The organism is Bacillus sp. HMF5848, assembly GCF_003944835.1.
Classification (GTDB): Bacteria; Bacillota; Bacilli; order Bacillales; family HMF5848; genus HMF5848.
This window is the reverse complement of the sequence record NZ_RWIV01000001.1, coordinates 4480931-4505942: the sequence shown is the minus strand read 5'-3', so window position 1 is coordinate 4505942 and position 25012 is coordinate 4480931. Positions and strand designations below refer to the sequence as shown.

The following is a 25012-nucleotide window of genomic DNA, read 5'->3' as shown; positions in this document are numbered from 1 at the left end:
CTATACGTACACATTCAATATTGGGGGCGAAAAAATGATAAAAGCAGGGTTAAAATGGTTATTTTTAATATTAGGGACTATGATTGGGGCGGGGTATGCATCAGGGAGAGAGCTATGGCAATTTTTTGGCCGTGAAAGTGGACTTGCTATACTTTTATTTTCAATTGTTTTTATTATCTGTTGTTATGTCATTATGAAAATAAGCTATGAAAAACAATCAGAACACTTTCTTCCAGTTTTGGAGGAATTGATTGGTGTAAAGTTATCACGAGTGTATGATGTTATAATTTTACTTTATCTATTTACAACTTGTGTCGTGATGCTTGCAGGTGGGGGCGCTACAGTAGATATATTTTCTATCTCTTACAAAATAGGCATTTTAATGTTTGTCGGGTTTTTGGTATTATTATTCGTATGGGATATACAAGGTTTAATATCTTTAAACTCGTTAATTTTACCTCTACTAATTATTTGCTTACTAGGCGCTCTTAGTTATTTTTTATTTCATAATCAACAGCCATGGGTACTAGATTGGCATGCGCAATCCAATTGGCCTTCTGCATTTACATTTACAGCCTTAAATGTGCTCCCATTAGTCGCTGTATTAGCAGCGATTGGTAAGGAAATTAAACACGTTGGGGAAATTTGGATTGCTAGTCTAGGTAGCGGTATTATACTGGGGCTAATCTCTTTCATTTATAATCAATCTTTATTACAGATTGCCGAAAAGATTGTTTTGTATGAGATACCACTCTTTGGTATCATTGAGAATTTTCCTTATCCGATGATAATCGGCATGTCATTTTTGTTATGGTTTGCTATTTTTACTACAGCGGCATCAAGTATGTTTGGATTAGTTACTAGATTTAGAAGAATCATTCCTCTTCCACTATGGATTATGGCATTTATGTTTTCTGTTTTAATGATTCCTTTAACATCATTTGGCTTTTCAAAATTAGTCGCTATATTGTATCCGATATATGGAATTATTAATCTATATTTGCTTGCTGCACTACTTATATACCCAATTGCTAATAGATATAATATAGAATAGGATAATAGGAAGGAAAGGCTGATGCAATGAAAGCAGTTGAAAATTACACATATGATATATGGAACTATATAAGTGATGAAAAACTATGGCTCACTATAGGCCAATCAGTAATGAAGATTTTGTTAATCTTGTTACTTGCTTTTTTAGCAATTCGAATAGGAAAAGTTGTAATTAATCGAGTCTTTTTCTTAAGAAAAAAAGGTCCTTTAAGAATATCCGAGCGTCGTGAAGCTACGCTTGTGAAGTTACTTGAGAATGTATTAACATATGCGACTTACTTTATTACTCTTGTAATGATATTAGAGGCGATGAACATTAAAGTGACCGCGATACTAGCCGGGGCCGGGATTGTAGGTTTAGCAATAGGATTTGGAGCACAAAACCTTGTAAGAGATATCATTACAGGATTCTTTATTATTTTTGAAGATCAGTTTTCAGTAGGTGATTACGTAAGAATTGGTCAATTTGAGGGGTTCGTAGAAGAGATAGGATTGCGAACAACAAAGGTTAAAAGCTTTACAAATGAACTACATATCTTACCGAATGGAAACATTACTGAAGTAACAAATTTTTCAATATATAATTCAATTGCTATTATTGATGTTGGCATTGCTTATGAAGAGGATATACCTCAAGCAGAGAAGGTGTTACAAGAGCTTCTATTAGAGTTACCAAATATGTATGAAGATATGATAAAAGCACCAGAGCTTCTAGGTGTTCAATCGCTCGGTGCTTCTGATGTGGTCTTCCGAATCATTTCTGAAACTGTGCCAATGAAACACTGGAGCGTAGCAAGAAGTATTCGAAGAGAAGTGAAGCTTCGTCTTGACGAACGAGGTATAGAAATTCCATTTCCTCGCCTTGTTATGTACTCACGTCATGAGGGACAAACTGGTAAAACACAAGTTGAGGCATAATGGTCGAAGCTTGTGTATAATACAATCTAGAAAACTAAATTGTTTTTATCATAGAGGAGTGATGGCATGAATGATAAGCAATTTGGCTTAAACGATATTGTTGAAATGAAAAAAGCGCATCCGTGTGGCACGAACAAGTGGAAAATTATTCGCTTAGGAATGGATATACGTATTAAATGTGAGGGATGTGACCATAGTGTTCTCATCCCACGAAAAGAGTTTGCGCGTAAAATGAAAAAGATATTAGTAAAGCATGAGGGACAGGATGAATAATCGCCCTCATGCTTCTTTAATAAAGTCTGCTCTGTTTAAAAATGATTTAGTTGTGGTTCTTTAATAAGGATGGTTGAAGCAGGTTCGGTAACCGGTTCAACAAACTAACGCTTTAAACGGTATTTAAAAAATCCTCAATATTAAAAACGCATATTCATTGAACCACTTTTAATAAAGTCTGATTGCATGTTTGGTTGTAAGGAGAGATGAAAAATTGGTACAAACATACACTACATCGTGTTCACTTAATTGCTGGGATAACTGTGGCTTCACTGCAACAGTCGAAAATAACCAAGTTGTTAAAGTAGATGGAGATAAAAAGCATCCGATAACTCAAGGGAAAATTTGTAGCCGCGGAAGAATGCTTGTAGATAGAACAAATTCAAAAGACCGCATTATGACACCGTTAAAAAAAGTGAATGGAACATTCCAGCCAATTAGCTGGGAACAAGCACTTGATGAAATAGCAACTAAACTTTCAAGTATTAAATCAGAATTTGGTTCAACGGCCGTTCTGCATTCTCACGACTATGCTAACGGAGGCTTATTGAAAAATCTGGACAAGCGCTTTTTTAATAATTATGGTGGTGTAACAGAGATTATTGGTAGTGTATGTTGGGGAGCGGGCATTGAAGCACAAAAATGGGATTTTGGTAACGCTTGGAGTCATGCACCAGCGGATGTTCTTCATAGTAAAAACATAGTAGTATGGGGACGGAATGTTGCTCGCACTAACATGCATTTCTTTCAGTATTTGAATGAAGCAAAGCGTAATGGTAGTAATGTTATTGTTATAGATCCTATTTTCAATCAAACTGCTAAAATAGCAACTAGCTATATATCTATTAAGCCGGGAATGGACGGATTGTTAGCAGTAGGTATAATGAAGGAAATGCTACGCTTGAACATACAAGACAAAGAGTTTATTGAAACATACACATTAGGATATGAAGAAATAGTTTCGGTGCTTAATGAATGGAGTTTAGAAAATATTATAAGCATGACAGAAGTTCCACGTGAAACAATCACGAAACTTGCAGAAGTATTTGCAGACAAACCAACGTCAACTTATTTAGGGTTAGGTATGCAGCGTTACACAAACGGAGGCAATACGATTCGCCTTATTGATGCTTTAGGTGCTGTTAGTGGTAATATTGGAATTGCTGGCGGAGGGGTGAATTATGCTAATCTGCAAGTAGGACAAAGCTTTGATGTTGAAAGATTAGTAGATTCGCATAAAAAACAAGAAGCACGTACTTTTTATATGATGTCACAAGCGGAAGAAATCCTGAAAGCAGCTAAACCTGAAATAAAATTGATATTTGTTACATGTGGAAATCCATTAACACAAGTCCCAAATACAAGTCTTGTACGACAAGCATTTGAAAGTGTGGATTGTTTAGTGGTGGCAGATCAATTTATGACAGACACAGCTAAATTAGCTAATTACGTTCTTCCAACAACGACAGTATTTGAAGAAGAAGACATGTATTATTCATCTATGTATCATCATTATGTCAATTATGGTCCGAAGCTTGTTGACCCACCAGGAAAAGCAAAGTCTGACTTATGGATATGGACAGAGCTTGCAAACCGCTTAGGCTTTGGCGAGGCTTTTTCTTATACACGGGACGATTTTTTTAATATGGCATGGTCAAGGCTTTCTGAGAAAGGTATAACGGTTGAAGATGTCAAAAAGGCTAATCATACAGCTTTGCCGACGGACCAAATCCCTTGGCAAGATAGAGTATTTGAGACACCTAGTGGGAAATTTGAGTTTGTTTCAAAGCTTGCTAATGAAAAAGGCTTAGACGGTAACGCTAATGTTACTTTACCAGCAGAGTCAAAATGGAATAACCATGAGTTAGCTAAAAAGTATCCATTTAATCTTTTAACAATTCATCCAATGCGCTCGAATCACTCGCAGCATTATCCACTTATCCCTGGTTTACAATCGGTTAAGATTGAGGTGTCGCAAAACATTGCCGAGAAAGTGGGATTACAAAATGGTGACCGAGCAAGGGTATTTAATGAAAGAGGCTCGATTTCAGGGGTAGTTAAACTATTAGGGATATCTCATCAAAATGTCATAAATATTGATGAAGGCAATTGGGCTGAATTTGGAGGCAGTGTAAATATGCTAACCTCTCACGGCTTATCAGATAATAAATTAGGTAGTGTAATATATGATTGCCTAGTAAATATTAAAAAACTTTAAGTTGAAAGAGGCTGTCCAAAGCAAAGAGCCAGGCACCCATACTGCAATATGTAGAATAGACGAAATTGTGATCCTCTATCTATCGCAGTAGTGAATGGGAGTCGGACCTTATGGGACAGTCCTTTTTTGTGTAAGTATTTTATGTAGATGTCTAAAGTTAATACGAATGAGATTATATTAGTTACTCATATAACAAATGTGAAACAAATCTTGTGTTTTTAGGACGGACTATCTATAATTGTGAAGGACCAATGAAACGTAACAACTTTAACATAGATGATTATTTTTAAATAAACGGGAGTGAAGATATATGGCTTTAACAGCTGGAATTGTAGGTTTACCGAACGTTGGAAAATCAACATTATTTAATGCTATTACTCAAGCTGGTGCTGAATCAGCAAATTATCCTTTCTGTACAATTGATCCTAACGTTGGAATTGTAGAAGTACCTGATATTCGTTTACAAAAGTTAACTGAGCTTGTTAACCCAAAGAAAACAGTACCGACTACATTTGAGTTCACAGATATTGCAGGTATTGTAAAGGGAGCAAGTAAAGGTGAAGGATTAGGAAACAAATTCTTAGCCCATATTCGTGAAGTTGATGCAATCTGCCAGGTAGTTCGTTGTTTTGAGGATGAAAATATTACCCACGTTTCAGGGAAGGTTGATCCTATAGCTGATATTGAGACAATTAACCTTGAGCTTATTTTAGCTGATATGGAATCAGTAGATAAGCGCTATAGCCGGGTTGAAAAGCTTGCTAAAACAAAAGATAAAGAAGCTGTTGCTGAATTTGAAGTACTGCAATTGTTAAAAGAAGGCTTTGAAAATGAAAAGCCAGCACGAGCAGTTGAGTTAACGGATGAGCAAAGAAAAATAGCTAAAAATTTACATTTGCTAACTATTAAGCCTGTACTGTACGTAGCTAATGTGAGTGAAGAAGAAGTAGCAGATCCTTCAAATAACAAGTATGTACAAGCAGTTAAAGAGTACGCTCAAAACGAAAATGCAGAGGTTATCGTTGTTTGTGCGAAAATTGAAGAAGAAATAGCAGAATTAGAAGGCGAAGAGAAAGAAATGTTCCTAAGTGAGCTAGGCATTGAAGAATCTGGCCTTGACCAGCTAATTCGCGCTGCATATAGTTTGTTAGGTCTTGCCACATATTTTACAGCGGGTGTACAAGAGGTACGTGCATGGACATTCCGCCGTGGTATGAAAGCGCCGCAATGTGCAGGTATTATTCATACTGATTTTGAGCGTGGATTTATTCGTGCAGAAACAGTATCATATGATGACCTAATGGCAGCTAGATCAATGGGGGCTGCTCGTGAAGCGGGGAAGGTTCGTTTAGAAGGAAAAGAATATGAAGTAAAAGACGGCGATGTTATTCATTTCCGTTTCAATGTATAATAAAGTCTCTTTAAAGTGTCAAGCTCCAGTAAGGTGCTTGACACTATTTATGTTCCAGATTAATTTTACGCTAATTTTATTGCTCTTTACTTTCCATTCTCCATATGCTATAATTCTTCATTGTGAGTAATGATGTTATTTATATGATTACTCCTTGCCCTAACGGGCCGTTTAGACCAAAAGGAGGTGACAGTGATGAGAAAATACGAAATTATGTATATCATCCGTCCAAATATCGAGGATGAAGCAAAAAAAGCAGTAGTTGAGCGCTTCAATGGCGTATTAACTAACAATGGTGCAGAGCTTGCAGAAGTTAAAGAGTGGGGTAAGCGCCGTCTTGCTTATGAAATCAATGATTTCCGCGATGGATACTACATGCTTCTTAAAGTTAGCAGTGAAAATGCTGAAGCTGTACAAGAGTTCGATCGTTTAGCAAAAATCAATGAAGACATTATCCGTCATATCGTCGTACGTGAAGGCGAGTAGGACTAATTATAGTTAGGAGTGGTTCTGATGTTGAATCGCGTTGTACTAGTCGGTCGTTTAACTAAAGACCCTGAACTACGTTATACTCCAAGTGGAGTAGCTGTCGCTACGTTTACGTTGGCTGTAAATCGTGCTTTTACGAATCAACAAGGTGAACGAGAAGCAGATTTCATTAATTGTGTAGTGTGGCGTAAGCCAGCAGAGAATGTGGCTAATTTCCTTAAAAAAGGATCTCTTGCTGGGGTAGATGGCCGTATTCAAACTCGTAATTATGACAATCAAAATGGGCAGCGTGTATACGTAACAGAAGTTGTAGCAGAAACTGTACAATTTCTTGAGCCTCGGGGCACTGGTGGCGGTGGCGGCGGTGGCAATTATGATCAACAGCAACAGCGTGGTGGGAATCCATACGGTGGAGGCAATCAAAACCAAGGATATTCTTATCCACCTAATCAGAACCAACCGCAAAGAAATAATAACAACCAAAACCAAGGTGGTCACACACGTCTAGATGATGATCCATTTGCAAATGATGGACAACCAATTGACATCTCAGACGATGACTTACCATTCTAAAACAAGAACGTTAATATAAAAAATTAATAATGGAAGGAGGTAATTTACATGGCAGGAGGACGCAGAGGCGGTCGTAAGCGTCGTAAAGTGTGTTATTTTACTTCTAACGGTATTACACACATCGACTATAAAGATGTAGATCTTCTTAAAAAGTTCATCTCTGAGCGCGGTAAGATTTTACCACGTCGTGTAACAGGAACTAACGCGAAGTATCAACGTATGTTAACTCGTGCAATTAAGCGCAGTCGTACAATGGCATTACTTCCATACGTTACAGGTGAATAATAGTCAAGCAGCACAACATGGTTTTTGACCTTGTTGTGCTTTTTGTTTTTTACCGGCAGTTTGGTCTTAAGCGCATCCCCTCCGGAGGGAGTCCCTTCACGCGGGGTACGTTTTAAGCTGGTCGAGGCTTAGCAAGGCGCTTGCGCTTTTTTTTAGCGTGGAATACGTGCTACTTTTTCTTTAAAATGTTAATCTGTGTACAATGATGATACAATTGGGACAATATAAAGAGAGTGCATAATAGTAATTCGTCTTTTTATTGTCATTTATATATACAAGTGTAATTAGTGACGAACATGTAACAATCAATGACTGTAACTAAATACAATCTTATGTATAATAGATATTGTATAAATGGCCCACTATCCGTTTATTTGCAGTTATGTGAGTTGTATTTCTTATTTAAAGACATATGGCACTAACTTAACTGCTCGATTGGTTCAACTCACTACCAGTCGTTGTTTTAATAAGCTGCGAGCTGATAGAAAGTTTTACTTTATAGGAGCTGACGCAAATGCCTTCTTTTTTTGAGAAGCCCATGTTTCGCTATTCAATGTATGGTTTTATAGCATTGATAATATTGTTAATTGGGCTTTTGACGTATTTTCAATGGGTGATTGGTATTCTCACCTTTTTGATGTTTGCGGCCATTGTAATTGTTTTAATAAAAGCACAAATACAAGTTAAACAAGAAATGGAAGCGTACATATCAACTTTATCCTATCGAATTAAGAAGGTAGGTGAAGAGGCATTAATGGAAATGCCAATTGGTATTATGTTATTTAATGATGACTACATTGTTGAATGGTCTAATCCATATATGACTTCCTGTTTTGAAGAAGATTCCTTGGTAGGTAAGTCTTTATACGATTTAGCAGATTCATTAATTCCGATCATTAAGCAAGAGGTTGAGACAGAGGTCATCAACTTGCAAGAACGTAAATTAAAAGTAGTTTTAAAACGAGAAGAACGCCTATTGTATTTCTTTGATGTAACAGAGCAAACGGAAATTGAAAAGCTATATGAGGATGAACGAACGGTTTTAGGGGTTATCTTTTTAGACAATTATGATGAAATAACACAAGGAATGGATGACCAGACAAAAAGCAACATTAACAGTCAAGTAACAGCCATTTTAAATAAATGGTCAAAAGATAATGGTGTATTTATCAAGAGAACATCGTCTGAACGCTTTATTGCTATTTTAAATGAAAATATTTTAAAGCATCTAGAGAAGAATAAGTTCTCCGTCCTTGATGAGGTTCGCGAACGCACTTCGAAGCATACTATTCCACTCACACTTAGTATTGGGATTGGATCAGGCGCTGCCAGTCTACCTGAGCTTGGTGCGCTCGCACAGTCGAGCTTAGATTTGGCTTTAGGTCGAGGTGGCGATCAAGTGGCAATTAAGCAACAAAATGGGAAAGTTAAGTTTTTTGGTGGAAAAAGTAACCCAATGGAAAAACGGACAAGGGTCCGTGCCCGCGTTATTTCACATGCATTGAAGGAGCTTGTAACAGAAAGTGATCGTGTGTTTATAATGGGACATAAAAGTCCGGATATGGACGCTGTAGGTGCCGCTATTGGGATATTAAAGGTAACCGAGATAAATGGGAAGGATGGTTACATCGTACTTGATCCTTCGGATATTGATACAGGTGTAAAGCGACTACTTGACGAAGTTGAAAAACAAACCGATTTATGGTCAAGATTTGTGACACCTGAGCAAGCGATGGAGCTTGCTACTGATGAGTCATTACTTGTTGTAGTAGACACACATAAACCATCTCTTGTTATAGAAGAGCGCCTTTTGAAAATGGAGAGGGTGGTTGTTATTGACCATCACCGCCGGGGAGAAGAATTTATTAATGACCCTATTCTTGTATATATGGAGCCTTATGCCTCATCAACAAGTGAGTTAGTCACAGAGCTCCTTGAATATCAACCGAAGCATACAAAGATTGATATGCTTGAATCAACAGCTTTATTAGCTGGTATTATAGTGGATACTAAAAGCTTTACTTTACGAACAGGAGCTAGAACGTTTGATGCTGCCTCATATTTACGTTCACAAGGTGCAGATACTGTATTAGTACAAAGGCTCTTAAAAGAGGATTTAGATACATTTGTTATGCGGGCGAAATTAGTTGAAACCGCACAAATGTATAGAGATGGAATGACTATTGCAAAATCTGGTGAGCATGAAGCGTTTAACCAAGTATTGATTGCACAAGCAGCGGATACGCTATTATCACTAAATGGTGTAACAGCATCTTTCGTTATTTCAAAGCGACAAGATGGTGTCATTGCCATTAGTGCACGATCATTGGGATCAACAAACGTACAGATTATCATGGAAATGCTTGGTGGTGGTGGACATTTGACGAATGCTGCTACTCAGTTATATGATACTACAATAGAAGAGGCTGAACATGCACTGCATGAAGCTATTGATGAATATTTAGAAGGAGGGAAACCATCATGAAGGTAATTTTTTTAAAAGATGTAAAAGGAAAAGGTAAAAAAGGTGAAATGAAAAATGTTGCTGATGGATACGCGCAAAACTTTTTATTTAAAAATGGTCTAGCAGTAGAAGCATCATCAGCCAATATCAGCTCTTTACAGGCACAAAAGCGACAAGAGGAAAAGAAAGCTGCTGAAGAATTAGCTGAGGCAAATAAACTAAAAGAACAATTAGAAAAGCTTACTGTTGAGTTCTCACAAAAATCAGGTGAGGGTGGTCGTTTATTCGGATCTATTACGAGTAAGCAAATAGCTGAAGAGCTACTAAAAAACCACAATATAAAGATTGATAAGCGTAAAATCGAGTTAGCTGATGCTATTCGTTCGCTTGGATATACAAATGTCCCTGTTAAGCTTCATCATGAAGTGTCAGCAACTTTAAAAGTTCATGTCAAAGAACAGTAATTTCCATTGAAACAATACATAAGTCTAGTACAATATAATATAGGTAAAGAAAAATGTGATGAGGTTTTCATCACATTTTTTTAAACATGTAAAAGTTAATTCGGCTCCACCGACATACAAATTAACGTTGTGGAATTAGCTACTCAAGACATTATAAAGTTATAAAACTAGATTTTTACTTGAATACAAGCATTAACGATTCGAGGGAATTTTTTCTTGATTACTTCGGTTCAGCCGTTGACTTCATCAGCAGGCTCTCCGGTAGTTAGGATGACATAGTATTTATAATAGCATGTTAGTGCTTTATTGCCGCCTCCGCAGGATGCGAGGGGTTGAGTGATGAATGGCAGGACGTAACCGAATTTAGTCATATAAGTGGCGCTTATGCCTTTAATTTTTGCTTTTAAAGTTCGAAGTAGGGGGAAAATAGCAGTATGAATGAATTGTTAACAGATCGTATACCGCCCCACAGTGTTGAAGCAGAGCAAGCTGTGCTAGGGGCCATTTTTCTTCAGCCATCCTCTCTTTCTTCGGCTGCGGAGCTTTTAGAACCAGATGACTTCTATCGCGCATCACATCAGAAAATATATGAAGCAATGCTCACGTTATCAGAAAAAGGTGAGCCTGTTGACTTAATTACTGTGACACAGGAGCTTGCTGATCTGAAGTTACTTGAAGAAGTAGGCGGGGTATCTTATTTAAGTGAACTTGCAGATTCTGTTCCAACAGCTGCGAATATACAATATTACTCTAGCATTGTTGAAGAAAAGTCCATTTTACGTCGACTAATTCGTACAGCTAATAATATTGTTAGTGATGGATACACACGTGAAGAAGATGTACAAGGTCTTTTAAGTGATGCGGAAAAAAAGATTCTTGAAGTATCACAGCGTAAAAATAGTGGGGCCTTTAAAAATATTAAAGATGTTTTAGTAGAAACATATGACAATATAGAAGCTTTACAAAACCGTAAAGGCGATGTGACAGGTATTGCTACTGGTTTCAGAGATTTAGATCGAATGACGGCAGGATTTCAGCGAAATGATTTAATCATTGTTGCCGCTCGTCCATCAGTAGGTAAAACAGCTTTTTCACTGAACATTGCACAAAATGTTGCAACAAAAACAGGTGAAAATGTGGCGATTTTTAGTTTAGAGATGGGTGCCGAACAGCTTGTTATGCGTATGCTTTGTGCCGAAGGAAATATTAATGCACAAAACTTACGAACAGGAGCCTTAACGCCTGATGACTGGCGTAAGCTAACGATGGCAATGGGAAATCTATCGAATGCAGGGATTTATATTGATGACACGCCAGGTGTCCGTGTGAACGAGATTCGTTCAAAGTGTCGTCGTCTTAAACAAGAAGCGGGTTTAGGGATGATCTTAATAGACTATCTCCAGTTAATTCAAGGAAGTGGACGATCATCGAAGGAGAATCGACAACAAGAGGTTTCAGAGATATCTCGTCAGTTAAAATCACTTGCTCGTGAATTACAAGTGCCAGTAATCGCGTTATCACAGCTATCTCGTGGTGTGGAACAACGTCAAGACAAGCGTCCGATGATGAGTGATATTCGTGAATCAGGAAGTATTGAGCAGGATGCCGATATTGTTGCCTTCTTATATCGTGATGACTATTATGACAAAGAGTCAGAGAATAAGAACATCATAGAAATTATTATTGCTAAGCAACGTAACGGTCCAGTTGGTACTGTGGAGCTGGCATTCGTGAAAGAATATAATAAGTTTGTTAATTTAGAACGGCGTCTTGACGAAGGGGCCTAAAACCGTGTAAAAAGTGTTTACACGGTTTTTTTTATATCTACATATTGAGATAATACGAACAAAACATAATAATATAAATATAATTGTTCGTGTTTCATTGACTTTACTACAGTGGATTGATACACTGATAAGCGGAGAATTATTAATATTAGCACGGAGGTGCTGTAAATGGCAGGAGTAGTAGTTGTAGGTACACAGTGGGGAGACGAAGGGAAAGGTAAAATAACCGACTTCTTATCTGAAAATGCGGAAGTAGTTGCGCGCTACCAAGGTGGAAATAACGCAGGTCACACAATTAAGTTTAATGGTGAAACATACAAGCTTCATTTAATTCCTTCAGGTATATTTTATGATGATAAACAATGTGTAATCGGGAATGGTATGGTTGTTGATCCAAAGGCACTAGTACAGGAATTAGCATACTTACATGGCAAAGGTGTATCAACCGATAACTTACGAATTAGTAATCGTGCACATGTCATTTTACCGTATCATTTACTGCTTGATGAAGTCGAAGAACTACGTAAGGGCGATAACAAGATTGGGACAACAAAAAAAGGGATAGGCCCAGCTTATATGGATAAAGCAGCGCGCGTAGGTATTCGTATCGCTGATTTGTTAGAATATGATACATTTAAGGAAAAGCTACAAAGAAATTTAGATGAGAAAAATCGTCTGTTTGAAAAAGTATATGAAGTGCAGGGCTTTGACGTTGAGAGTATTTTGGATGAGTATTATGAATATGGGCAACAATTTGCCAACTATGTGTGTGATACATCTGTTGTGTTAAATGATGCTCTTGATGAAGGCCGTCGTGTATTATTTGAAGGGGCACAAGGTGTTATGCTTGATATTGACCAAGGTACATACCCTTTTGTTACTTCATCAAATCCAGTTGCTGGTGGTGTTACAATTGGCTCTGGAGTAGGCCCAACGAAAATCAAACACGTAGTGGGTGTATGTAAGGCATATACAAGTCGCGTAGGAGATGGTCCATTCCCAACAGAGCTTCATGATGAAATTGGTGTGCAAATTCGTGAAGTAGGACGCGAGTATGGTACAACAACAGGTCGTCCACGTCGCGTTGGTTGGTTCGATAGTGTTGTTGTTCGACACGCTCGCCGTGTTAGTGGGATTACTGATTTAGCGCTTAACTCAATTGATGTTTTATCAGGAATTGAAAAAATAAAAATTTGTGTAGCTTACAACTATAAAGGACAGCTTATACACGAATATCCTGCAAGCCTAAAAATATTGGCCGAGTGTGAACCAGTATACGAGGAGCTACCTGGCTGGAGTGAAGATATTACAGGGATTCGTCAATTATCGGACCTGCCTGAAAATGCACGTCACTATGTAGAACGCGTTAGTCAACTGACAGGTATTCCTTTATCAATATTCTCAGTTGGTCCAGACAGAAAGCAAACAAATGTTGTAAGAAGTGTATATGCTTAAGCTTAAGTAAAACAAATTAGAAACCGTCCAAAAGGGCAGTTTCTAATTTTTGTTTTCAGCAAAAATATAGGTGCTTAAACGTATTTTCCTGTCTAGTTCTAGCAACTAAACAAGCCTTCGAGGTATTGTTAATTGTTTCATTGGAACACTTTCTTTAGTTATTTAAATACAAATTATGGTATTATATGGTGGTATCTTACATAACATTTCCTTTGTAACATAATACGCTAAAATATGTCAGTAATAATACATTTATGTTACATATAACGCTAAACTATTCTCTTTTTTCTATAAGCCTGTTAAATTATGAATGGGTATAATTCCTTACTTACATAGATATGGGGAAAATTTAGTTTGCATATACGTTGTGTATGTAGGAGGAAATCTAGTGAAATCACTTAATACTATACAAAAAAAGATTACTAATTTCATAAAACCAATCGTTCCAGAAGACTATGTAAAGCTACATAAAGATCTATTACGTAAGGCTATTGTCACAACTACGGCAGTTGTGTCTCTTACTGTAGCATATCATACGGTTTCTGCTGAAAATCCAACTTCTCGTGATATGGCAACTATATATCACGTTTATGTTAATGATAATTACGTAGGGACTGTAAATAACAAAGAAGTAGTAGAAGCAACGATTCAAAAGAAAATAAACTCTAAGCAAGGACAATATGCTGAGGAGTATGAGTGGACAATTGGAAATGATATAGAATATGTCGAGGAAACTGCATTCAGACCTTCCTTCAATAACGAACAAACAATTAAGAACGTTCAATCCTCTATTCAAGTACTAGTTGAGACAGCAGCAATCGTTGTTAACAATGAACCAGTAGCATACTTAGAGGACCTAACTCTAGCACAAGAAGCTATTAAACAATTAAAATTAAAATATATTGATGAACAAACGCTCAGTCAGGTTGAAAAATCATCGGCTACTACCGAAGCATTACCGCCTTTACAAGAAGGTGAGTCAAGAATTATTGATGTTGAGCTTTCAAAAGATGTAGCAATTGAAACTGTTAAAGCAAAGCCAACTGATATTTTAACAGTAGACCAAGTTGTAGCCTTATTACAGAAGGGCACGTTAGAAGAAAAGAAGTATGAAGTACAAGAAGGCGACGTTTTAGGTCTTATAGCGAATGAGCATAACTTAACTTTAAAGCAAATACTTTCTTTAAACCCGGATATTCAAGAAGATACAGTTTTACAAATAGGGCAACCTTTAAACGTTACTGTATATGAGCCGTATGTAGAAGTCGTTGTGAAAAAAGAAGTATATGAGCGAGTTTCTATTCCATATCAACGTGAAGTAAAACAGGATGACACTATTTATAAAGGTGACATTAAAGTACAACAAGATGGTAAAGAAGGAGAAAAGCTCGTAAATAAGATTATCTCTATACAAAATGGCCAACCTGCTGCAGAGGAAGTTATTCAAGAAGAAATATTACAAGCACCAGTGAATGAAATTGTACTAAAAGGTACGAAAGTAATTCCATCGCGTGGTACAGGAAACTTTTTATGGCCAACATACGGTGGATACATATCAAGTAAACAAGGCTATCGCTGGGGTAAATTCCATAAAGGTATTGATATCGCACAGCCTTACGATAGAACGATCCGCTCATCTGATAATGGTATCGTTGAATTTGCTGGCTGGGATGGCGGATATGGGAAAAAAGTAGTTGTAAATCATAGAAATGGCTATAAAACTATATATGCACATTTATCAAACATTAATGTTAGTGTTGGTGACACTGTTGAACGTGGCCGCAAACTAGGGATTATGGGCTCAACAGGAAATTCGACAGGTATCCACCTTCACTTCGAAATATACAAAAATGGTAGATTACAAAATCCACTGGATTATGTACGTTAATAGGTTGGCTCTTATGAGTCAACTTTTTTTGTATATAATATTTACTTACCCAGGACTGAGAAACATAAACATCCTATTATGATGTATTATTTGGTATCGTTTTTTGGATGAATATAGACAATTAACATGATAAAGTAGTATAGAGAACGTTTAACTATATTACCTAGCTCATATATACTGAAATTACGCTAAAACTACGAATGATATACAAAATGAATTAACATCAAGATAATCACTTCTAGTTAGGAAAGAATCGCATATTTAAACTGAGGGTAAAGTTACTTTCCAAAAGGAATGAGGAGATTAGACTATGGATAAGAGAAAAATACTAGTAGTTGACGATGAAAAACCAATTGCAGATATTTTACAATTCAACTTACAAAAGGAAGGCTATGCCGTTGTATGTGCTTATGATGGTGAAGAAGCATTAAAAAAAGTAGATGAGATAGAACCAGATTTAATTTTGTTGGATATTATGCTACCACTAAAAGATGGTATGGAGGTTTGTCGCGAGATACGAAAAACGCTTGATACGCCTATTATTATGCTAACAGCGAAGGATTCAGAAATTGATAAAGTATTAGGCCTAGAGCTTGGGGCAGATGATTATGTGACAAAGCCTTTTAGTACGCGAGAGCTTTTAGCGCGAGTAAAAGCGAATCTACGTAGGTCGCATACAACGAGTCCACAGGAAAAAAATGAAACGGAAACAAACGAGATTCAAATCGGTGCATTAGTGATTCATCCGGATGCCTATATTGTATCTAAGCGCGGAGAATATATTGAACTGACTCATCGTGAGTTTGAACTACTTCATTATTTAGCTAAGCATATTGGACAAGTGATGACAAGAGAGCATTTATTACAAACAGTTTGGGGCTATGACTATTATGGAGATGTACGCACAGTGGATGTAACAGTACGTCGTCTACGAGAGAAAATTGAAGATAACCCTAGTCACCCTAACTGGATCGTAACGAGACGAGGCGTGGGCTATTACTTAAGGCATGCAGAACAGGAGTCGTAATACATGAAAAAAGTTGGGTTTTTCCGCTCGATTCATCTGAAATTCGTACTCATTTATGTGCTGCTAATTTTACTTGCTATGCAAATTATTGGCGCTTATTTTGTGCGGCAGCTGGAAGCACAGCTTGTAAGTAATTTTTCTACTTCACTAGAAGAACACGCCAGTCTTTTATCATATAATCTCGAGCGGGAACTGAGTAAAGAACGGAACGAAGAATCAGCTACATTGGAAGAGGATATAGGCCGTATTCTTCACAACTATGTGACCGACCTATATCAAGTTCATGTGATTGATAGTAAAAGTAAAGTATTAGGGGTATCAAATCCATATAGTGACATAGTAGGAAAAAGAACAACGAATGTACTCGTAAAACGAGCGCTTGTTGTAGGTGCATCTGAGAAGATGTTTGTCGATCCGACTACAGGTCATCGAATGAGAGCTTTAGCAACACCCATTCGATCTCAAGCAACAAATGAAGTACTCGGTGTCGTATATATACTTGCATCAATGGAGGATGTGTATGCCCAGATGCGTCAAATAAATAATATATTTGCATCTGGTACTGTTATAGCCATGGGAATTACTGCCTTGCTAGGTATTTTCTTAGCCCAAACAATCACGCGTCCCATTTCAGACATGCGAAAGCAAGCATTAGCTATGGCTAGAGGGGACTTTTCTCGTAAAGTTCATATATATGGCTTCGACGAAATAGGTCAGTTAGCTATGACATTCAATAACTTGACTAAAAAATTAAAGGAAGCACAGGCCACGACCGAAGGTGAACGCCGAAAGCTAATGAGTGTCCTTACTCATATGACTGATGGTGTTTTGGCTACTGATCGCAAAGGTCGTGTTATGCTCATTAATGAACCCGCATTAAAAATGCTAGGTGTTTCACGTGAAACAGTCATGGGTGAGCCTTTAATAGATGTATTAAAATTAGCGAATCAATACTCCTTTGAGAGTCTAGCAGATGAGCATGAGTCGTTAATTTTAGATTTTAGTAAGAAAAATTTCCCACTTATACTAAGGGCGAATTTTTCGATTATCCAAAAAGAGTCTGGTCTTGTGAACGGAATTATTACCGTGCTACATGATATAACGGAACAAGAGAAAATTGACGCAGAGCGTCGTGAATTTGTTCAAAATGTGTCGCATGAGCTTCGCACCCCTTTAACGACAATGAGAAGCTACTTAGATGCGCTTGTAGATGGCGCCTGGCAAGATGAATCTATCGCACCTAATTTCTTAAGTGTGACTCAAAATGAGACGGAGCGTATGATTCGTCTTGTAAATGATTTACTACAGCTCTCTAAAATGGACAGCAAAGATTATCGATTAACAAAAGACTGGATTGACTTTACAAATTTTTATAACCATATTATTGATAGATTTGAAATGACTAAAGCAAGTAATGTAGAGATTATTCGACAAATTCCAGATCAAACAGTGTTTGTCGAAATGGATGAGGATAAAATAATTCAAGTGCTAGATAACATCATCTCAAATGCAATCAAGTATTCACCTGAAGGTGGCGATATTACTTGTCGCCTGCAAATCTTTGAATATGATGTACAAGTGAGTGTATTTGATCAAGGTGTCGGCATACCAGAAGAAAATCTCCCCCATATCTTTGATCGTTTTTATCGCGTAGATAAGGCAAGGTCACGTAAGCTTGGTGGAACAGGCTTAGGATTAGCTATTGCCAGGGAAATGGTTTTGGCACATAACGGTGCAATTTGGGCAGAAAGTGAAGAAGGACAAGGAACGGCTATTCATTTTACATTGCCATTAACGCCTGTGGAGGAGGGGGAATGGTCAGATGTATGAACGTATTAAATCTATTCTCCTAACTGTATTAATTGGCTTAAGTATTACGTTGACATGGATGCTCTGGACATATCGTCCTGCATACGATTATTTAGAAACAACGAAATACATCCTTGAGCAAACGGTAAGTAATCGAAAAGCAGATATCGCAACTATCGTAAAGCCGGAAAGGATCTTATTTCATAAAGGCGATCGGCATTATGGCTCATCCACCTTCGGGGAAGTATACTCCATATTTCAGGATATGAAGAAGTGGAAAATGGAGCAATTTGATCAAGTGCTAGATACTCTTGATTATGAGGGGTTCCAAGATTTCATTGCTGATAATGCCGATGTTGAAATAGATTTTCCTACAACTATACCTATAGATGCTGCTCACAGTATGTTTCAAGTAGCAGCAAGAAATGATAATGCATCTTTTAGTTTTGATAAAATCATTTTAGATGTAACTTCTAATAGACGAGGTGTTTATTTCATTTCAACATATAACAATACCATTTTCCGTGCAGAGGTTGAGAGAGTCTATCTAGATGCTTTTCGTGACAGGTACTATCAAAATGCTACTAACTATCAATCGTACGAGCTTTTTAAATTAACTGATTCAAGATCCATTTATGTGTTAAATGAAGAAATAGAAATGCAACGTCAGCAATATTATATCGAAACCATCGAGCCTGAAGTATTTAAAGATGCTCTATTTCCGGATCCAACTTATGTAAAGCGAGATATCTTTACATTTGGGGAGAAATACACTGATGGGACAAGCTTAATGGATGTTAATCACTATGATCAATTGTTATTGTTTGTTAATACATCTTCAACAAATAACGCGAACAAGCGAACAACACAATTACTTGAGAAAAGTATTTCATTTTTAAATGATCATGGTGGATGGACAGACTATTATTTATTGTCTGAGTTAGATATATATCAAGAAAAAGTACAATTCCGTCTTACAATAGGTGGATATCCAGTATTTAATCAAAACGGGCTAGCCGAAATACAGCAAATTTGGCTAGATAATGAAATTTTTCAATATCAACGTCCATATTTCAACTTTGGTATCCCATTAAACCGTGATGTGATCCCTGTGTCCATGCCATCCGGTCTAAGCGTGCTAGAAAAGTTAAAAAGTAAGAAAGATTTTAATATGACAATGTTAGAAGATATTACGCTAGGATATGAGCTAATAAAGGATCCTCTACTTCAAAAAGTGGTGCAGCTTGAACCGCGTTGGTATGCTAAATATGCTGGTAAGTGGCAGCCTATCGTATTTAATGAAGTTATGAATGTAGGAGGGGATCAATAGTGGATTGGTATCGCATTAAAACCATCTTCATCATAACTTTTTTAGTATTAAATATTTTTTTAGGGTATCAACTGTATCAAAAGAGAAATAGTAGTCAGCTTGATATAATGACGGAGGCAACACTTGAAGAGCAGCTAGCAACAGATGAAATCACCTATATTGATCTACCAAAAGATAATTTAAAAGGAAAATATATTAGTGCTAAGAGTAAAGCTTTCTCACAACAAGATCTTGAAAAGCTAGATCAGCATATTGTTGCATTACCAGAACCGACACGATTACAGGTGCGCTTCGCTCAACCAATTCCTATTCCCGAATCGAATGCGGTATTCTTCTTCAACCAGTTTGTGAAGGAACAGGTGATTAATGGAACATCCTATCAACTTTGGAACTTTAATTTAGAAACTAGAGCGGTTACGTATATACAAGTGTATAATACTAAGCCCATCTATCATAATGTCGGTGGTGCTTTAACGTTATTCATTGATGCTGAGAATCGTATTATAGGCTATGAACAAACGCTACTCGAAAGCATTACAGAGTTCGAAGAGGAAAAAGAAATATTACCAGCGATAAAAGCGATAGAAATATTGTATGATAAGAATCTATTAAAGCCAGGGAGTCGAGTCACGAGAGCTGAGATAGGATATTATACTCTAGTACAGTTAACAGCTTCACAAGTATTAACACCAACATGGCATATAGTAATCAATGATAAATCTCATTATTATATCAATGCTTTTGAAGGCCAAATTATCAACGATGATACATCAATATTGGAGTGAGAGAAACATGGGGATGCAATTTAGTGTGCTTGCAAGTGGTAGTACAGGAAATGCTTGTTATGTCGAGGTTGGCAATACCGCATTACTTGTTGATGCTGGTTTAAGTGGCAAACAGCTTGAGGCACAATGTCACAAAATTGGCCGAGACCTAAAGAAAGTGGCAGGTATTTTGGTGACACATGAGCATAGTGATCATATAAAAGGATTAGGTGTGATTTCCCGAAAATATCAACTGCCTATTTATGCGAATGCAAAAACATGGCAGGCTATGAATGGACATATTGGCGATATATCATCTGAGCAACGGTTTACGTTTGAAATAGGTGAACAAAAGGCGTTTGGTGACATTGAAGTGGAGTCATTTGGGGTGTCGCATGATGCAGTCGAGCCAATGTTTTATGTGTTTCATCATGGTGGGAAAAAGCTTGCACTAATTACTGATACAGGCTATGTAAGTGATCGCATGAAAGGCATCATTCGTGGAGCAGATGCATTTGTATTCGAGAGTAATCATGATGTTAGTATGCTTCAAATGGGCCGTTATCCATGGAGTGTTAAGCGCCGTATATTAAGTGATGTCGGACATGTGTCAAATGAAGATGCAGCTCTAGCTATGACAGATGTTATTACTGATAATACGAAACGCATCTATTTAGCACATTTAAGTAAGGATAATAATTTAAAAGAATTAGCGCACATGTCTGTGTCACAAGTACTTGCTTCAAAAGGATTCATTGCAGGAGAAGGCTTCAATTTACATGATACAGATCCAGCCGAACCAACAAAGCTTGTAGCAGTATAACAGTGATAAAAGACTTACATTTGGTCATTAGGTGTTTTGTAGCCTGATCAAAATGTAGGTCTTTTTATGTTTATGAATTAGTAGGTTATCAGGCCATTTAGAGTATGTTTTAGTAAGAGATAGATGCATATATAACTCCATTTCCTTTGTTTTATAGCCACTCGTTTTGGGTATGATAACCATTGTGAGAAAGTGTAAAAAATTGTGTGAGATTGTGTAAATAAATAGCATTTATAAAAATAATTATTATAATTGTTATTAATAGGCCATTAAAACTACTATAAGGATGGGGATTTAAGATGGGATATTATGACCAAGATTATGAACATTTACGCCGTCCACGAAAAGGGAACAAGGCAAGCTGGTTTATTACAGCACTAGTTGGCGCTGTACTAGGAGCAATGTTTATTATATTTTCTATACCGACATTATCTAAATTTGGTGTATTGCCGTATGATGTAGTTCCAGCTGGACAAGGACAGCTCATAGAGCAAAATGATATTATCCCGAATGAAGGTGGAACAGTTCAACAAGTATCCGTGAATGTTGTTTCGCAAGTGACACAGGCAGTTGATAAAGTGTCAAATGCAGTCGTAGGAGTTGTAAACTTACAACAAGCAAGAGGATTTTGGGATACAGAAGTAATGGAGCAAGAAGCAGGAACTGGTTCGGGCGTCATTTATAAAAAAGAAAATGGTAGAGCATTTATCGTTACAAACCATCATGTTATTGAAGACGCTACAAATATAGAAGTAAGCTTAGCAGATGGCACAAGAGTACCGGCTACGATTCTCGGTAGCGATATTTGGACCGACTTAGCTGTATTAGAAATTGATGCAGAACATGTAGATACGGTAGCAGAGTTTGGAAATTCAGATACATTGAGAGCGGGAGAGCCAGTTATTGCGATTGGTAACCCACTTGGTTTGCAATTTTCAGGTTCTGTCACACAAGGTATTATTTCAGGTACAAACCGCACAATACCAATCGACTTAGACCAAGATGGTAGCCCAGATTGGCATGCTGAAGTATTACAAACGGATGCTGCTATAAACCCAGGTAACAGTGGAGGCGCGCTCGTTAACATTGCAGGCGAATTAATCGGCATTAACTCGATGAAGATTGCACAATCGGCCGTTGAAGGAATCGGGTTAGCAATCCCAATAAATTATGCTATCCCAATCATTAATGACTTAGAGCAATTTAATGAAGTACGTCGCCCATATATGGGAGTAAGCCTAGTTTCATTAAATGAAATCCCGGCATATCATATAGAAAATACATTCTTCTTACCAAAAGAAGTGACAGAGGGAGTAGCCATTCGTGAAGTGGTACCACTCTCTCCAGCTGATCGAGCAGGTTTAAAAATGTATGATGTTATTGTAGAAATGGACGGAGAACCGATCGGAGATGTGATTGAGTTACGAAAACACCTATACAATAAGAAAAGTATTGGCGATTCTATGGAAGTAACCGTATATCGTGATGGACAAAAAGTAACCGTGACAATGCAACTACAAAGGGAAGCATTTTAAAACGTAGAAGTGAGGGCTGGCTTGTGAGATACTGCTGAAGTATTTTGTGAGTACAGCTCTCTTTTTATTGTGGATAAGTAAGTTTAGTGTTACTAAGTGAGCGGGTAGGTTGCGATTTGTGGATAACCGTAAAAGAAAGTTATGAGTTGCTCTGTTGTGGATATTCTGTTGAAAGCAACGGAAGACTTTGCTAATGTATGATGGAGTATGTAATTTTGTTAGAAAAGCAAATGAGATTTGCAGAGTTTTGGCTGGTTTGGGAAAAATATAATTAATAAGGGAACAGTATTTATAATGATAAGGGAGAGTGAGTCGGAATGATATATTGCTGTAATGACCATGTTGAAGTAGCGATGGATACAATCGTCGATACATATGAAGTAGCACCAGAAATTAATAAAGTAGAGCAAGAAAATGCCCTGTTGATAACTTGTGAATTCTGTAAAAATAGTGCCATATATGTGGTGGCGAACCCACATTCTGATACAATATGTGGATAGTGATGTGGATATGTGGATAACTATTGTGGATATAATGTTTGTTTCTTGTTTGTAAACTGTGTGTAAAGTGGTGGTTAAGGTGAATATCTCAATTTTCACAATTGGTAAACTAAAAGAAAAGTATTTAAAACAAGGCATAGAAGAATACGTCAAAAGGTTAGGCGCGTATGCCAAAATAGATATTATTGAGCTAGCGGATGAAAAAGCGCCTGAGAACTTAAGCGATATTGAAATGGAGCAGGTGAAAGATAAAGAGGGAGAGCGGCTACTAGCTAAAATGCCCGATGATATGCATGTCATTGCATTGGCTATCAACGGCAAAATGAAATCAAGCGAACAACTAGCAGACGACCTAGATAAGCTAGCTACATATGGAAAAAGTAAAATTGGCTTCGTCATTGGTGGATCTTTGGGCTTGAGCGATGCTGTATTGAAGCGTGCGGATGACCAACTGTCATTTTCGAAGATGACATTTCCACACCAATTGATGCGGTTGATTCTAGTTGAGCAGGTGTACAGGGCGTTTAGGATTAATCGGGGTGAACCGTATCACAAATAGTGGTAAAGCAGCGAGTTAAAGTTGTGCTTGATAAAGAATGGTTGAACAAACTAAATATTTGACTTACAAGTAGTTTATAACTATTTAATGAGAACTTTTATGTCTATAAAAAACCAACCTCTAGAATAACTAGAGGTTGGTCTAAAATAATAATTATCGGATTGCTATATTTGACTTGAAATTTCTTTTCTATTTGGAGCAAGTGGTGGTTGTTCTAACCACCTATTCTTTTCCATTAAATCAAACCATTTCTTTGTAATCAATAGATTTTTTAGAATTGTTCCCTCATAAGCAGTAACAAGATCTGTTCGCATTGCTGATGCCAGACCTGCGCCATGATAATTTTGTGCTGCTTGAAATAAGAATCCAATATGATACAGCATCAATTTATCTGAAAAAGGAGAGTCTGTTGAGTTTGTTACTTCTGTTTCCCAAGATTTAGGAACGGGTAAATTATCTGCTTGCATGATTTTTGAAAATGCTTTTATTTGCCTATCGGCTGTTTTCTCAGAATCGGATAAAAATTTTCTTACTTCTGAAGTTTGAGCAACTTGACTAAAGGCAATAGAAAGCGTCTTTGCCATAATACTTTTTTTAAGGTTAAATGAGATACTAATTATTTCTGTTGCAGCTAATTTTCTACCTTTTCCAAAAAATCCATCTGTGAAGTCTTTACTTGAAATAAATTCAGGACTTTCGGTAGGATAGAATAAAGGGTCTCTTTGAAAATTACCTTTTTCCAACAAGAGCTCAATCGTTTGGTGATACATCCTTTTTGCATCATTATCACATGAATCGTAAAAAGACCTTAAGTCTTTTCTTACGGATACGCCTAACGAAGTGCTGTGACCTAGCAAACCATGTAGTGTCATGATGTGTAAGTAATTCAGACAAAATATATCCGTGAATAATCTTTGTTTACCTTTAAAGAGGTCAGTTTCAGAGAATCCAATTGGAACTGGAAAGTCCTCGTCCTTCAAAAATGAACTAATTTGTTCTTTTTGTTTTTTGAATGTTTCTATAGCATCTGCAAAAATGGCTTTAATTTGCTCATCCTCAATGATAGAAAACATATATGTATTTACTACATCAGTCATCGTACCATTTACAAACTCTCCCCATAGTGAGCCTATTTCAGAAGATGTAAGTTTTAAATGATCTTTATCCAACGCATTCACCTCAATAATCGAAATGTATAATTTACCGTATATATCAATTGCTTCTTTTTAATGTGAAGATAAAACCTGTCTGTTTGATTAGTTAGATATAATAGATAGTATATCCAAACATAAAAACTCAATGTATTATGCTATTTGAGAAAAGTAGTTAATGTTTACTCAATTAGAGAATTAATCAATCTCCCTACATGAATTTACTAACACCGAGC

Annotated in this window: 22 protein-coding genes; 21 read left to right on the top strand and 1 reads right to left on the bottom strand. The window is 37.0% G+C overall.

The window, feature by feature from the left end; translation table 11 throughout:
• Nucleotides 1–34 precede the first annotated feature (34 nt).
• The 21 genes from EJF36_RS21120 to rlmH all read left to right on the top strand — a co-directional run bounded on the left by EJF36_RS21120 (nucleotide 35) and on the right by rlmH (nucleotide 23625).
• Nucleotides 35–1054: a YkvI family membrane protein gene (locus tag EJF36_RS21120; protein ID WP_125908195.1), complete on the top strand. Its 1020-nt coding sequence runs from the start codon at nucleotides 35–37 to the stop codon at nucleotides 1052–1054.
• Between the two features lie 26 nt (nucleotides 1055–1080).
• Nucleotides 1081–1971: a mechanosensitive ion channel family protein gene (locus tag EJF36_RS21115; RefSeq protein ID WP_125908194.1), complete on the top strand. Its 891-nt coding sequence runs from the start codon at nucleotides 1081–1083 to the stop codon at nucleotides 1969–1971.
• 66 nt (nucleotides 1972–2037) lie between these two features.
• Entirely contained in the window at nucleotides 2038–2244 is a 207-nt protein-coding gene (locus tag EJF36_RS21110) for a DUF951 domain-containing protein (RefSeq protein ID WP_125908193.1), read from the top strand.
• Nucleotides 2245–2458: 214 nt separating this feature from the next.
• A complete protein-coding gene (locus EJF36_RS21105; RefSeq protein WP_125908192.1) occupies nucleotides 2459–4462 on the top strand; it encodes a molybdopterin-dependent oxidoreductase in 2004 nt (667 codons plus the stop codon).
• A gap of 310 nt (nucleotides 4463–4772) precedes the next feature.
• A complete protein-coding gene (ychF, locus tag EJF36_RS21100; protein ID WP_125908191.1) occupies nucleotides 4773–5873 on the top strand; it encodes a redox-regulated ATPase YchF in 1101 nt (366 codons plus the stop codon).
• Nucleotides 5874–6068: 195 nt separating this feature from the next.
• Nucleotides 6069–6359, top strand: a complete 291-nt coding sequence (rpsF, locus tag EJF36_RS21095; protein ID WP_125908190.1) for a 30S ribosomal protein S6 — start codon at nucleotides 6069–6071, stop codon at nucleotides 6357–6359.
• 27 nt (nucleotides 6360–6386) lie between these two features.
• Nucleotides 6387–6935 (top strand): single-stranded DNA-binding protein, encoded by a 549-nt coding sequence (ssb, locus tag EJF36_RS21090; protein WP_125908189.1) that lies wholly within the window; start codon nucleotides 6387–6389, stop codon nucleotides 6933–6935.
• Nucleotides 6936–6983: 48 nt separating this feature from the next.
• Complete coding sequence (gene rpsR / locus EJF36_RS21085) at nucleotides 6984–7220, top strand: 30S ribosomal protein S18 (RefSeq protein WP_125908188.1); 237 nt, start codon at nucleotides 6984–6986, stop codon at nucleotides 7218–7220.
• A 514-nt stretch (nucleotides 7221–7734) separates the two neighbouring features.
• On the top strand, nucleotides 7735–9705 hold the full coding sequence (locus EJF36_RS21080; protein ID WP_125908187.1) for a DHH family phosphoesterase: 1971 nt from the start codon (nucleotides 7735–7737) through the stop codon (nucleotides 9703–9705).
• On the top strand, nucleotides 9702–10148 hold the full coding sequence (rplI, locus tag EJF36_RS21075) for a 50S ribosomal protein L9 (protein ID WP_125908186.1): 447 nt from the start codon (nucleotides 9702–9704) through the stop codon (nucleotides 10146–10148). The genes EJF36_RS21080 and rplI overlap by 4 nt, the downstream gene beginning before the upstream one ends.
• 434 nt (nucleotides 10149–10582) lie before the next feature.
• Nucleotides 10583–11935 (top strand): replicative DNA helicase, encoded by a 1353-nt coding sequence (gene dnaB, locus EJF36_RS21070; protein WP_125908185.1) that lies wholly within the window; start codon nucleotides 10583–10585, stop codon nucleotides 11933–11935.
• Between the two features lie 168 nt (nucleotides 11936–12103).
• The gene (locus EJF36_RS21065; protein WP_125908184.1) at nucleotides 12104–13390 is read left to right on the top strand and encodes an adenylosuccinate synthase; all 1287 of its coding nucleotides are present in this window, start codon (nucleotides 12104–12106) and stop codon (nucleotides 13388–13390) included.
• 388 nt (nucleotides 13391–13778) lie between these two features.
• Nucleotides 13779–15278, top strand: coding sequence for a M23 family metallopeptidase (locus EJF36_RS21060; RefSeq protein WP_185806994.1), 1500 nt, complete (start codon nucleotides 13779–13781; stop codon nucleotides 15276–15278).
• Nucleotides 15279–15588: 310 nt separating this feature from the next.
• Nucleotides 15589–16305, top strand: a complete 717-nt coding sequence (gene yycF, locus EJF36_RS21055; RefSeq protein WP_125908182.1) for a response regulator YycF — start codon at nucleotides 15589–15591, stop codon at nucleotides 16303–16305.
• A 3-nt stretch (nucleotides 16306–16308) separates the two neighbouring features.
• Nucleotides 16309–18135 (top strand): cell wall metabolism sensor histidine kinase WalK, encoded by a 1827-nt coding sequence (gene walK / locus EJF36_RS21050; RefSeq protein ID WP_125908181.1) that lies wholly within the window; start codon nucleotides 16309–16311, stop codon nucleotides 18133–18135.
• Entirely contained in the window at nucleotides 18128–19444 is a 1317-nt protein-coding gene (locus EJF36_RS21045; protein WP_125908180.1) for a YycH family regulatory protein, read from the top strand. Before walK ends, EJF36_RS21045 begins: the two co-directional genes overlap by 8 nt.
• Entirely contained in the window at nucleotides 19444–20229 is a 786-nt protein-coding gene (locus EJF36_RS21040; protein WP_125908179.1) for a two-component system regulatory protein YycI, read from the top strand. The genes EJF36_RS21045 and EJF36_RS21040 overlap by 1 nt, the downstream gene beginning before the upstream one ends.
• Nucleotides 20230–20236: 7 nt before the next feature.
• Nucleotides 20237–21031: an MBL fold metallo-hydrolase gene (locus tag EJF36_RS21035; protein ID WP_125908178.1), complete on the top strand. Its 795-nt coding sequence runs from the start codon at nucleotides 20237–20239 to the stop codon at nucleotides 21029–21031.
• A 299-nt stretch (nucleotides 21032–21330) separates the two neighbouring features.
• The gene (locus EJF36_RS21030) at nucleotides 21331–22566 is read left to right on the top strand and encodes a S1C family serine protease (protein ID WP_125908177.1); all 1236 of its coding nucleotides are present in this window, start codon (nucleotides 21331–21333) and stop codon (nucleotides 22564–22566) included.
• Nucleotides 22567–22883: 317 nt separating this feature from the next.
• Nucleotides 22884–23066: a CxxH/CxxC protein gene (locus EJF36_RS21025; protein WP_125908176.1), complete on the top strand. Its 183-nt coding sequence runs from the start codon at nucleotides 22884–22886 to the stop codon at nucleotides 23064–23066.
• Nucleotides 23067–23145: 79 nt separating this feature from the next.
• Nucleotides 23146–23625 (top strand): 23S rRNA (pseudouridine(1915)-N(3))-methyltransferase RlmH, encoded by a 480-nt coding sequence (rlmH, locus tag EJF36_RS21020; RefSeq protein WP_125908175.1) that lies wholly within the window; start codon nucleotides 23146–23148, stop codon nucleotides 23623–23625.
• A 164-nt stretch (nucleotides 23626–23789) separates the two neighbouring features.
• On the opposite strand, the gene EJF36_RS21015 is transcribed toward rlmH, so the two are convergent.
• Entirely contained in the window at nucleotides 23790–24794 is a 1005-nt protein-coding gene (locus tag EJF36_RS21015) for a DUF3231 family protein (protein WP_125908174.1), read from the bottom strand.
• Between the last annotated feature and the right edge of the window lie 218 nt (nucleotides 24795–25012).